Origin of the sequence: Bacteroides sp. 2_2_4, assembly GCF_000157055.1 — a bacterium.
GTDB classification, from domain to species: Bacteria; Bacteroidota; Bacteroidia; order Bacteroidales; family Bacteroidaceae; genus Bacteroides; species Bacteroides ovatus.
Map to the genome: position 1 here is coordinate 272,569 of NZ_EQ973361.1, position 11,202 is coordinate 283,770.

At 42.3% G+C, this 11,202-nt stretch carries 13 protein-coding genes; 2 read left to right on the forward strand and 11 right to left on the reverse strand.

What is annotated here, in order from left to right; translation table 11 throughout:
• Positions 1–65: 65 nt before the first annotated feature.
• Positions 66–605: a GNAT family N-acetyltransferase gene (locus tag BSCG_RS11630; RefSeq protein WP_008650303.1), complete on the reverse strand. Its 540-nt coding sequence runs from the start codon at positions 603–605 to the stop codon at positions 66–68.
• A 43-nt stretch (positions 606–648) separates the two neighbouring features.
• The gene (locus BSCG_RS11625) at positions 649–1,926 is read right to left on the reverse strand and encodes an IgA Peptidase M64 (protein WP_004311693.1); all 1,278 of its coding nucleotides are present in this window, start codon (positions 1,924–1,926) and stop codon (positions 649–651) included.
• A 152-nt stretch (positions 1,927–2,078) separates the two neighbouring features.
• Here BSCG_RS11625 and BSCG_RS11620 point away from each other — a divergent pair, with 152 nt between their 5' ends.
• Positions 2,079–2,558: an Lrp/AsnC family transcriptional regulator gene (locus BSCG_RS11620; RefSeq protein WP_004297952.1), complete on the forward strand. Its 480-nt coding sequence runs from the start codon at positions 2,079–2,081 to the stop codon at positions 2,556–2,558.
• A gap of 3 nt (positions 2,559–2,561) precedes the next feature.
• On the opposite strand, the gene BSCG_RS11615 is transcribed toward BSCG_RS11620, so the two are convergent.
• The 6 genes from BSCG_RS11615 to BSCG_RS11590 all read right to left on the reverse strand — a co-directional run bounded on the left by BSCG_RS11615 (position 2,562) and on the right by BSCG_RS11590 (position 6,924).
• Positions 2,562–3,056, reverse strand: a complete 495-nt coding sequence (locus tag BSCG_RS11615; RefSeq protein ID WP_004311692.1) for a dihydrofolate reductase — start codon at positions 3,054–3,056, stop codon at positions 2,562–2,564.
• 4 nt (positions 3,057–3,060) lie between these two features.
• Entirely contained in the window at positions 3,061–3,855 is a 795-nt protein-coding gene (locus BSCG_RS11610) for a thymidylate synthase (protein WP_004311691.1), read from the reverse strand.
• Between the two features lie 39 nt (positions 3,856–3,894).
• The gene (gene cls / locus BSCG_RS11605; protein WP_004311690.1) at positions 3,895–5,166 is read right to left on the reverse strand and encodes a cardiolipin synthase; all 1,272 of its coding nucleotides are present in this window, start codon (positions 5,164–5,166) and stop codon (positions 3,895–3,897) included.
• Positions 5,167–5,286: 120 nt separating this feature from the next.
• Positions 5,287–5,616 (reverse strand): DUF5056 domain-containing protein, encoded by a 330-nt coding sequence (locus tag BSCG_RS11600; protein ID WP_004297958.1) that lies wholly within the window; start codon positions 5,614–5,616, stop codon positions 5,287–5,289.
• Entirely contained in the window at positions 5,597–6,148 is a 552-nt protein-coding gene (locus tag BSCG_RS11595) for an RNA polymerase sigma factor (RefSeq protein WP_004297960.1), read from the reverse strand. Before BSCG_RS11595 ends, BSCG_RS11600 begins: the two co-directional genes overlap by 20 nt.
• A complete protein-coding gene (locus BSCG_RS11590; protein ID WP_004306807.1) occupies positions 6,145–6,924 on the reverse strand; it encodes a DUF6249 domain-containing protein in 780 nt (259 codons plus the stop codon). The genes BSCG_RS11595 and BSCG_RS11590 overlap by 4 nt, the downstream gene beginning before the upstream one ends.
• A gap of 109 nt (positions 6,925–7,033) precedes the next feature.
• On the opposite strand from BSCG_RS11590, the gene BSCG_RS11585 reads away from it, so the two are divergent.
• Positions 7,034–8,497 carry a methyltransferase RsmF C-terminal domain-like protein gene (locus tag BSCG_RS11585; RefSeq protein ID WP_032849566.1) on the forward strand — a complete coding sequence of 488 codons (1,464 nt, stop codon included), beginning with the start codon at positions 7,034–7,036 and terminating at the stop codon, positions 8,495–8,497.
• Here the strand turns inward: BSCG_RS11585 and BSCG_RS11580 are convergent.
• The 3 genes from BSCG_RS11580 to BSCG_RS30020 form a co-directional block, all read right to left on the reverse strand.
• On the reverse strand, positions 8,494–9,324 hold the full coding sequence (locus BSCG_RS11580) for a hypothetical protein (protein WP_008776305.1): 831 nt from the start codon (positions 9,322–9,324) through the stop codon (positions 8,494–8,496). The genes BSCG_RS11585 and BSCG_RS11580 overlap by 4 nt on opposite strands.
• 257 nt (positions 9,325–9,581) lie before the next feature.
• A complete protein-coding gene (locus tag BSCG_RS11575) occupies positions 9,582–10,766 on the reverse strand; it encodes a TolC family protein (protein ID WP_004311687.1) in 1,185 nt (394 codons plus the stop codon).
• 157 nt (positions 10,767–10,923) lie between these two features.
• On the reverse strand, positions 10,924–11,202 hold a 279-nt coding region (locus tag BSCG_RS30020), incomplete at its 5' end, for an efflux RND transporter permease subunit (protein ID WP_175285324.1).

Consider the following 11,202-nt stretch of genomic DNA (forward strand, 5'->3'; position numbering starts at 1 on the left):
TATATACGTAGCTGGAGTAAGGTTTTCCATTTGTGAAACTAATTTCGAGCTGCTACCTAATTTAATTAGTTGTCTTTTACTCCATATACTTCTTTATGTATTCTCTTTTTGATTGTTTCAAAATCCTTTTCACAATCCAATTCTCCGTGTACCATTAAATACATGGGCAGAAAATCATCTCCGGGCTTGTAAGGAGGTTGGCTATAGTCTTTTTCCCACAGCGTAAAGCCTTGACGTTGATAAAAGCTGATACGTCGTTTTGCCATTTCCTCTATCGGACGTTCTACTTCCAATACGATCGGGCGTTTCAAATAATTGCATAAGTATTCCAGCGTGCGTTTTCCATAGCCTCCATTTCGCAGGGCAGGATTGGTTGCAAAGTGTTCTACATAGTAGAAACTGTCAAAATCCCAATAGGTAATGAAGCCGACTGGCAGGTCATCATCAAAGATGATGTTATTATGAAAGTTGCCCGTACGATCAGTGTACTCGCGCAGTTGTTCCAACTGACGGTACTCTTCCGGTGGAAACGAATCAATTAGAAGCTCTTCCATGAATTTGTAATGTTGCAGATCCGACGTACTAATTGGTTGAAGTCTAATCATGAGGTTTGGGTTTTAAGTTTGACAATAATATAATTGTATTCCATTAAGGAACATAAAATTCAATCATTCGACGGATGGCACGTTGACAAACCGGACAAAACTCCGGATATTCGTTTGTTTTCATGCGACAGTCATAAGCCGGACGATAAATGCCTTTGGCAGAGTAGCCACCTCCTTCATATACTCCTACGGGATATTTCTTTTTTTCAGCAATAGGGGTCGGGATCGGGGTACCTGACGGAAGCATATCTTTCCATTTGGAAGCGAAGTTCACCCGTGTTGAAATATTTTGTTCCCACGGTTCGACATCCAGCGGATAAGTATCTGTCATCACATCATCATCATAGAAATATTCGTCGGCCAGTCCACCGAAACTGTGTCCGAACTCGTGCACGACTACCGGCTTGAACATCGGGTGATGGGCCGTGGTCAGCGTATACGAATTGTATATTCCTCCACCACCATATACATCCGTGTTAGCCAGGATAATGATATGTTCGTAGGGGATGCCTGCCAATGCATTATGGATAGACTTTACCCGGCTGGTAGTCAGATAACGGTCCGAGTAAAAAGTATCGAAATGGGAGTGAACCGCCGTTTGTTTCCACTGATTTTTGCGGGGAACACTGACACCACTGTCCGTAGAAGGACTGGCTACGGCAACAATATTAAATTTACCCTTCATGGAGCGGAACGGCTCATACGAAAACAAACTTTCGCAGGTACGTTGGGCATCCTGGTAGAAAATATCCATTTCTTTTTCTGTGTATCCTTCTGCAAGGATGGCAACATCTATGCAGTCTTTTTCGTTACCACTTTGAAGCATATACCGATGCGGAGTGACATGTGATACCCCCCGTTTATGAATCAATATATCATCCGGACGCACGATATGTTTATAGGTAGCCAATCTTTTTTTTCGCGGAGAATATAAAGTGACTTCTACCTCCACAGGCTGTTTAGGATAAGGAAGAAGGAAAGTATTCTCAAATCCTTTGGCTGTTTCTTTAGCTTCGTCTGTGGACAGCCACTCTTGAAACAAAGAAGAGAATGACGTTTTGTAGATACACTGTTTGCTGGCAAGGTCTTTCACTATAATTTGTCCGTTGCCTTCCAATGGAAGTTCCGAAAGATGATGTTGACGTCCTGCCCAGGTGGGAAGTTGTGATAGCTCATCCAGATAAATAGCCTGTTGTGTAGCATCCCCGGTAAAGATATAATCCACTCGCAATGTTTTGTTCTGAAAATAATCAGCAAAATTCTGTGCATAACTTCCTATAGAAGTACAGAAACACAGAATAATACAGCAAATATGTTTCATATTAATGGTATATTTATGTTTTTCGCAAAGGTACGAACTATTGTTGACTTATCCGCTTTCTGCAAATAAAAGTAATAGATTATAGTATTTGTTGTCGAAAAATCGCTAACTTTGCATAAAAGATTCATTGATAAAAACAATTTGATTCAAAAATGGGACATCATCAATTAGATGCTTTAGATGAGCAAATTCTGAAACTGATTGCAGGGAATGCGCGTATTCCTTTTTTGGAAGTAGCACGAGCATGTAATGTTTCCGGCGCTGCAATCCATCAGCGTATTCAGAAGCTTACTAATTTAGGTATATTAAAAGGTTCGGAATATGTCATCGACCCCGAGAAAATCGGATATGAGACTTGCGCTTATATTGGTATATATCTGAAAGATCCCGAATCCTTTGATTCGGTAACAAAAGCTTTAGAAGCTATCCCCGAAGTGGTGGAATGTCATTTCACTACCGGAAAATACGATATGTTTATCAAAATTTACGCAAAGAATAACCATCACTTATTGAGTATTATTCACGATAAGTTACAACCATTGGGTTTGGCGCGTACCGAGACATTAATCTCCTTCCATGAAGCCATTAAGCGGCAGATGCCAATCATGGTCGACATAGAAGATGAAGATTAATCGTTATTTTCTCACGTAATCAACAAAAGCATAGGAGCAGAGATGTTTCTCATCCGCAGGATGAGCTTCTCTGCTTTTTTCTTGCCACATCTCTGGCGATACTTCTGGAAAATAGGCGTCGGCTTCGGGAGTCATATCATCTATTTCTGTCAGGCAAAGTTCGTCAGCGAAAGAAAGAGCCTGCTGATAAATACTTGCTCCTCCTATAATATAAATGTGTTCCTCCTCTTTACAACTTTGCAAAGCTGCTTCGAGTGAAGGGAAAACTTCCGCACCGGGACATTCTGTAGCCGGGTTGGAAGATAAAACGATGTTTCTGCGATTGGGTAATGCGCCTTTCGGTAGTGACTCGAAAGTTTTGCGCCCCATCAGTATGGTGTTTCCGGTAGTTAATGCTTTGAAACGTTTCAAATCATTGGGTAACCAGAAAAGAAGTTTGTTCTCGAAGCCGATAGCCATACGGCGGTCTACGGCAGCAATGATAGATATTTTACTCATAAAGTTACACGGCTACTGCTCCCGCAATATGCGGATGCGGGTCATAGTTCACTAATTCAAAGTCCTCAAATTTGAAGTCGAAGATACTTTTCACATCCGGATTGATCTTCATTTGTGGCAATGGACGAGGTTCACGTGATAATTGGAGCTTCACTTGTTCCAAGTGGTTCAGGTAGATATGCGCATCACCGAAGGTATGAACAAAATCTCCGGCTTTCAGTCCCGTCACTTGTGCCATCATTTGCAGCAATAATGCGTATGATGCAATATTAAAAGGAACACCCAGAAAAATATCTGCACTGCGTTGATACAGTTGCAGGCTCAACCGTCCGTCTGCTACATAAAACTGAAAGAAAGCATGGCAGGGAGGCAAATTCATATTATTCAAATCTGCTACGTTCCAGGCGCTTACAATGATACGGCGTGAATCCGGATTATGTTTGATTGTTTCCACCACTTCACTGATCTGGTCGATAAATCCACCGTTATAGTCAGGCCATGAACGCCATTGATAACCATAAACATGTCCTAAGTCGCCGTTCTCATCCGCCCATTCGTTCCAGATGCGCACTCCATGTTCCTGAAGATATTTCACATTAGTATCACCTTGCAGAAACCAAAGTAATTCGTATATGATTGATTTCAGATGTAGTTTCTTGGTTGTCAGGCACGGGAAACCGTCATCAAGATTAAAACGCATTTGATGACCGAAAACGCTGATGGTTCCGGTTCCGGTACGGTCACTTTTTTCTGTACCTTCGGTTAGTACACGATTGAGTAAATCCAGGTATTGTTTCATAATGAATAAGTTGTGGTGAAAATGATTCTCCGCACAAAATTACAAAAATGGAGTGAATAAATTAGCAAACCAGCCGACGAACTTCTTCCACGGGGAGCGCTTTTTCCAGAATTCAGGCGTTAGTTGAGTGCAATGCTCGATATCGTTCCGGAACATTGTATTTAATTCACCCGTTATTTTGGTATCAAAGATAAAGGCATTTGTTTCGTAATCATAGCGCAAGCTGCGGCTGTTCAGGTTGGCAGTGCCAACTGTACAGAACAAATCATCCACCATCATTATTTTAGAGTGATGAAATCCACCGTTATACATATAGACAGTAGCTCCTCTTTTCATCAGTTTGTGCAACTTATAAAGTGCGGCATCCGGAGTAAACGGGATATCGGAGGCAGAAGAAACCATGATTGTAACATTTACGCCTCGGTCGATTGTCCGATTCAACGCCTTTTTGATAGAAGAAGTCGGTACAAAATAAGGATTGACGATATGAACATTCTTTTGGGCCGAATAGATGCTCATGGCATAAGCGTGGCTTAACATACGGCTATTCTTTTTCGGGGTACGGTCTACGATTGCTACCACAATATTCGTACTGTCCGTTTGTTCCTCATGTTGGGGGAAATAAGCGGCTCCACCTACATTCTGCTTGGTTTCCTTATTCCAGATCGTTAGGAATATCTCCTGCAGATCATTGACGGCATCCCCTTCAATGCGTGTGTGCATATCACGCCAGGTTCCGATTTTGGGTAGTCCGTTAATGTAGTAATCGGCGATATTCATACCACCGGTATAAGCCACTTTTCCATCGATGACAGCTATTTTCCGGTGATCGCGATGGGCGGCGTGATTGATATAAGGAAAAGTGAATGGATCGAACTTGACAATCTCGATTCCTTGTTCACGTATTTTCTTGAGATGTTTCTTTTTAAGTGGTTTGTTGTTCGACCAGTTTCCGAATGCATCGAACATAGCTCGTACTTCGACCCCTTCTTTCACTTTTTCGGCCAGCAGAGCAAATAAAGCATTGGCGATGGAGTCATTTCGGAAGTTGAAATATTCCAGATGGACGTGGTGTTTAGCTTCCCGGATGGCTTCAAACAAATCGATAAACTTCTCCCGTCCGCTTTTTAGCAGTTTTACCTTATTATTATCAGATATAGGGATTCCCGATTCTTGTAAATAGCGTAGCACAAGGGAATCGCTGGTTAATCCGATTGAGTCCCTGGGATGTATCATCAGACTGTCGATGATACCTGCCTGAACACTCAATATAGGCAGGAACAGAAATAAAATAAATATACGTAATTTCAAAACTCTTCTCACTCTTTTAGTTTACAGAAGAACAAAGATACGATATCTAAGTTTGGGCTCCTTTGCTAACAAGGGCAAATTTATCATTCTTTAACGAAATAACTTCTTTCTAGGAGTTAATTATGCCATCGAAGCAACCTTTCGTGTAGCCATGAATAATAGTACAACAGCTGCGATAATAATTGACTTCGGATCAAGGCTTGAAGTGCCATGATTAATCATACCGATAAATACTTCTCTTATGGTTCCCCAAGTTGCTTCCAATCCACCTAACCATACAAAAAGTGCGGCCGCCACAGTCATCACGAAAGCGCTCCAGATACGAGCCAGGCGATTACTACGATCGGGTAAGTGGTGCATGACACGGCGACTGAATCCGTTATCTGCTATTTCCTGCTTGTTTTCTGCGAAGAAATCGCGCAAGAGCTTATCATTGTCTATTTCTGTCATAACCGTTTTGTTTTAAATACGTTGCTAATTTTTCTTTCCCGCGTGACAGATGGCTTTTCACTGTCCCTGACGGTACTCCTACAATCCCTGCAATTTTGTCGATACTAATGTCCTCCATGTAGAACAACGTGATGCAGGTTCTTTCCACTTCTTTAAGCATTTTGAGTGACTGGTAGACATCCATTTTTTGCCCGATATTCTCCTGTTCGGTGCTGTTGATGGCGTCTATTTCTCTTGTATCCAAGTCGGCTGTCTCTTTCCGGCTGCGAATATAATCATAAAAAACATTATAAGCAATACGATACAGCCACGTAGAGAAACTTGACAAGTTCCGGAAAGAGGCAATGTTCGTATATGCTTTGATAAATGTATCTTGCGCAAGGTCGTCACTCAATTCGCTGTCGCCGCAAGTCAGGTTCAGGAAGAATCGCCGGATGGGCGACTGATACTCCTTCACCAACTGGTCAAAGGCCCTGGTGTTCTTGAACACCACGACCTGTGCGACTAACGATATATCATTGAGTTGGCTCATTTATTCTCGTCGTTCTTTTCTTCGTTTACTCCTTTGTCTTTCTCTTCGGATTCAGAAGGGATGATTTCGAAACTATCGGTTCTAACGTTATTCGGGTTCTTTTTTTCATCCTTATTACCCGTATACATCCGGGTAGCATTTGCGTCTTGAGTCTGTTGTTTACTACCGATAATCCATTGTCCGATACCCATGAATGTAACGAGTAAGCCGATAGCTCCAATTCCGAATTCGCCGGTGATTGCCCAGAGGAAGATGAAAAGACCGATACCCGTAAAGGTGTTCTTGATGCCTTGTGAACGCGAATCGACTGTTTTGTTTTCGCGGATAAACTCTGCCGGAAGCGGTTGGCCGGCAGCAAGTGCCTGTTCGGCAAGGCGATAACGTGCTTTCCGGTTTTTATAACGGAAGAAGAAGATTACAAATAGAATGAATACCGGAAATCCGAATACAGCAATGATTGCAATGATTGCTACCAGAATACCTCCGCCGGCACTAACATTGTGGAAGGGGAAATCGCTGTCATCCGAATCGAATGTGAAGCTGGCTTTGCCATGAGTGGTGCTAACATTACTTGAGTTTGCATTTACGTCTGCAGAATCAGCATCTGCTGTGTCTACACCAATCACTGTGACAGCAGTATTGTTCGTATTTGCTTTATTGTCTTTGGTCACAGTTACTTTTACTTTCCCGATGGAATCACGAACAACGGTGGTCTGGGCAACAGCCAGTGTGCAAGTGGTCAGTACAACCATCAATGCTAATAGAAAATTTTTCATATCAATAGTTTTTTAATTTATTTCTTTATCTGTTAGACGTAGTTAATATCATAGAAAGTTGCAAAGAGACGAAATATTTTTGATATTTGCGGAAATTAATAAACGAAAGATGGAATTACCTGCTTCTTTTATAGACTACACCCGCGCTCTATTGGGCGATGAAGAATACGACAAACTGGCTGTTGCCCTCCAACAGGAACCACCGGTTAGCATCCGGTTGAATCAATTGAAAATCAATCATTCTTTATCGGATAAAGTACCTTGGTCTTCCGAAGGATTCTATTTGGAGGAGCGTCTCACTTTCACGTTCGATCCCTTATTCCATGCAGGCTGTTATTATGTTCAGGAAGCTTCTTCCATGTTTGTGGAGCAGGTACTCCGGCAATATATCACGGGACCGATGAAGATGTTGGATCTTTGTGCGGCTCCCGGTGGAAAATCGACTCATGCCCGTAGTGTACTTCCCGAAGGGAGCCTGTTGGTAGCCAATGAGGTAATCCGGAATCGTTCGCAGATTCTTGCTGAAAACCTGACGAAGTGGGGACATCCGGATGTGGTAGTGACCAATAATGATCCGGCAGATTTTTCGGCTTTACTCTCTTTCTTTGATGTGATTCTTACAGATGTTCCCTGTTCCGGTGAAGGTATGTTCCGTAAAGACCCGGTAGCTGTGGAAGAGTGGAGCCCCGAGAATGTGGAAATCTGTTGGCAGCGCCAGCGACGGATTATTGCAGATATCTGGGATGCGTTGAAGCCCGGAGGTATTCTTATATATAGTACGTGTACATTTAATACAAAAGAGGATGAAGAGAATGCACGTTGGATTCAACAAGAGTATGGGGGCGAACCATTAACTGTGCAGGTGCAGGAGAATTGGAATATAACAGGAGATCTTTTGTCAGATAAAGGGGATCATTCTAAATCTTCTATTCCCGTCTATCATTTTTTCCCTCATAAGACGAAAGGTGAAGGCTTTTTTCTGGTGGCTTTTCGTAAGCCGGAGACGGAAGAAGAGATCCCAGTATCTTCTTCCGCCAAAGAGAAAGCTTTCAAGAAGAAGGATAAGAAAGGAACAGCAGCATCTTCTCCTGTATCGAAAGAATATCTGAATATGGCTAAAAGTTGGTTGAATGATGAAAATTCGGACAAGTATATTTTATTGGCGGAAGGAACAAATATCCGAGCTTTCTCACAGTACTATACTAATGAATTGGCGACGATGAAACAAAGCCTGAAAATTGTGTCGGCAGGGATTGAGATAGGCGAGGTGAAAGGAAAGGATTTGATCCCTAACCATGCGTTGGCAATGTGTACCTCACTTTTATGCCGGGAAGCATTCGCTACGGAAGAAATAAGTTATGAACAGGCCATCACATATTTACGAAAAGAGGCCATTACCTTACCGGTAACAGCCCCTCGTGGATATGTTTTGCTTACTTATCGGCATATTCCTCTCGGATTTGTGAAGAACATCGGCAATCGTGCCAATAATCTTTATCCGCAAGAATGGCGCATCCGTAGTGGATACTTACCGGAAAATATACGCATCTTATCAGAATACGTTACTGATTAAGGCAGTATTCCCGCAGGTATTTCCTGTTGGGAAAGACTAAAGCTAAGCTGTCTGCCTTTTCCGATTTCTGTGCCTTCAGCTATTTCTTCCAGCGTGTAGGAAGGAGGAGGTGCAGGTGATGTCCGCGTTTCTCCAATAGGCGGAGTGTTCCAGTTCAGATTTAGGCTTTTATCCAACCGATGAAATAAGTACGAGTTTCCCCATATTATGAATTTATGATCGGAAACAGGTGTTGCCATATCTTCCGAAAAAGTGAGGGTTAGTGTCATTTTCTTATCGTCTCCTTCTTCTTTTTCCAGTTTGTAACTTCCTTGGGTTATTAATTCAAGTCCGGATGAAAAGGCGGTCTGTTCTCCTTGTTTGAAAAAATAAGCATCCCGTGCGTGGTTGTTAATCAGAAAAATGTCGGAAATACCGGGTAGAAGATTCGCATCTCCGTTGGGTAAGTTAGACAAGTAGCTGCGTAGCAACTCCATATTTTCGTAATTATCGACCACCTTGATTGGTAAAGTGCAGGTTTCTTGTGTGGCGTTGTCTGTTACTGTCAGATAAGTCGTTCCGGTGAGGATACCGGTTACATAAATCATATGTCCGGCAGGTACTCCACTCCAGCCAGTTTCAGTTCCGGCACTTGCGATGCGTGTGTCTTTCACTGCAAGTGAGTAGTCACCATTTCCGCTTTCCAGGCCGAGGTAACGTCTGCCACCCATAGGTACTTCGTATTCACTGTTGTAAAAACGCAGTGGATTGTCGTCATCATCTTTACAGCCACTTAGTAGCGTAAGGATGCAGCATAACATGAATAAATAGAAATGTTTAGGTCTCATAATTCAGATTTTATGTTCGTTGCAAATGTAATGTATTGTTTTGAAATATCCAGTCGGAATTTGAAGAAAAAGAGAGGAGATATATTTAGGCACGAATTACACGGATTAACACTGTTGCTTTATAGTTATGACAATACTAAAGACCGTGAATTCTGTGTAATCCGTGCCTAATTTATTATATAAACATACTTATATAACTTAAAAATAGAAATTAGTATGTTCAGCGTAACCCATACCTAAAGGGTTTTATGTACTATTTATAGCTTGCTTTTGTAAATCCGTGCCATTGCCTTTTGGTACTGATTTTCCAATTGCAGATAATTTTGATGACTTTGATAGATCACCGATACTTCAACGAAGTACTCGATCATACTAATTTGTCCACCTGTCAAAGCTTGTTTCAGCAATGCCAAATCTTGTTGAGACTGGAAAGTCTTGCTATATTCTTCCATTGAAGCATGCAGCGTTTTCGCTTCCCGGTAAAGTTGTGCCAATTCAGATTCCACTTGCAGTGTAGCATTATCCTTTTGCAAGTCGATGTTGAGTGCCTGCGCTTTAGCAATTTTCACCTTATTCCGATTTTCGAAAAGCGGGAAGGAAAAGCCCACCACTACACCGTTGAAAGGCACACCAGTCTCTGTATTCCGACGGTAGCCGAGTTCCAGCTTCGGCAGCCACTGGGATTTATTGACAGCAATCTGTTTACGGGCAACGAGAGCCTCGTTGCCTAGTGCCATTAAGGTACGGTCTGTAGCCATGACTTCTGATTTCAACATTTGGTAATCGCTTGGGAACGGTATAGCCGGATATTGATTTTCTTCGAAAACCACCGGAATATTACCATTCAGCGTATTCAGTTCCTGCTGCTTATTGCGAAGTGCCGTTTCGTTCAGAGACGCTTCCGTTTTGACATTCAACAGTTCCAAGTTGATTTTATTGGTTTCGAGAGCATTTGCATCCCCTGTTTGGAGACGTTTGGCGTACATTTTAGCAAGTTCTTCCGCATTGCGGAGACGTTCCTCCAAAATATGCTTTTGCTGACGAAGCATGATAATGTCCAGGCAAAGTTCTTTTGCCTGTAACAGTTTCTCCTGACGAAAAACATCCGACTGACTGTCAAGAGTTCCGGCTTTCAGACGGTTTAACTTGTTACGTGTGGCGTATAAACTAGGGAAATCAAAGCTTTGTGAAACAACCAGCTCACCGATTGTTTCGCTTTTATCTTTTGCTCCCCATAGATGCGCGTAAGAGAGAGTAGGATCAGGCAAGTTATTATCCGTTTTGGCTTCCAACTTCTGCGAGGTAATCAGTTGCTCGTTTGCCTGCAACTCCTTATTGTTCGTTTCGATATTCTTCAATACCTGTTCAATTCCGTTTTGGGCTTGCACTTCACCTATGGTTAAGAAAAGAAGTGCAGCGCTTATGGTCATGATTTGTTTCATTTCTAATTTCTTTATTTATTACAAGCTATTGTTGATAGATACTTTATGATAAGGCATCTATTTGTTTGACACCGGGGAACGACCCGTTCCTCACCGAGAAACACTTGTTTCCTCACTGGGGAACGATGGTTTTCTCACCGAGGAAAAATATCCCTCTCTACAGGCTTTTCTGGGCCTCTTTCCGATGCATCATCAGATAAACAATCGGAACGATAAAACCGTTCAAAAAAGTAGACGTTAATAATCCTCCTAGAATCACTTTAGCCATCGGACTCTGGATTTCGTTACCGGGCAAATCACCGGCAAGTGCCAATGGAATCAGTGCCAGTGCAGAAGACAATGCCGTCATCAAAATCGGATTCAGACGGTCGAGAGAGCCTTGAATTACACTGTCGTACACATTCAAACCCTCTACCTGTTGCAAATGGTTGTAGTG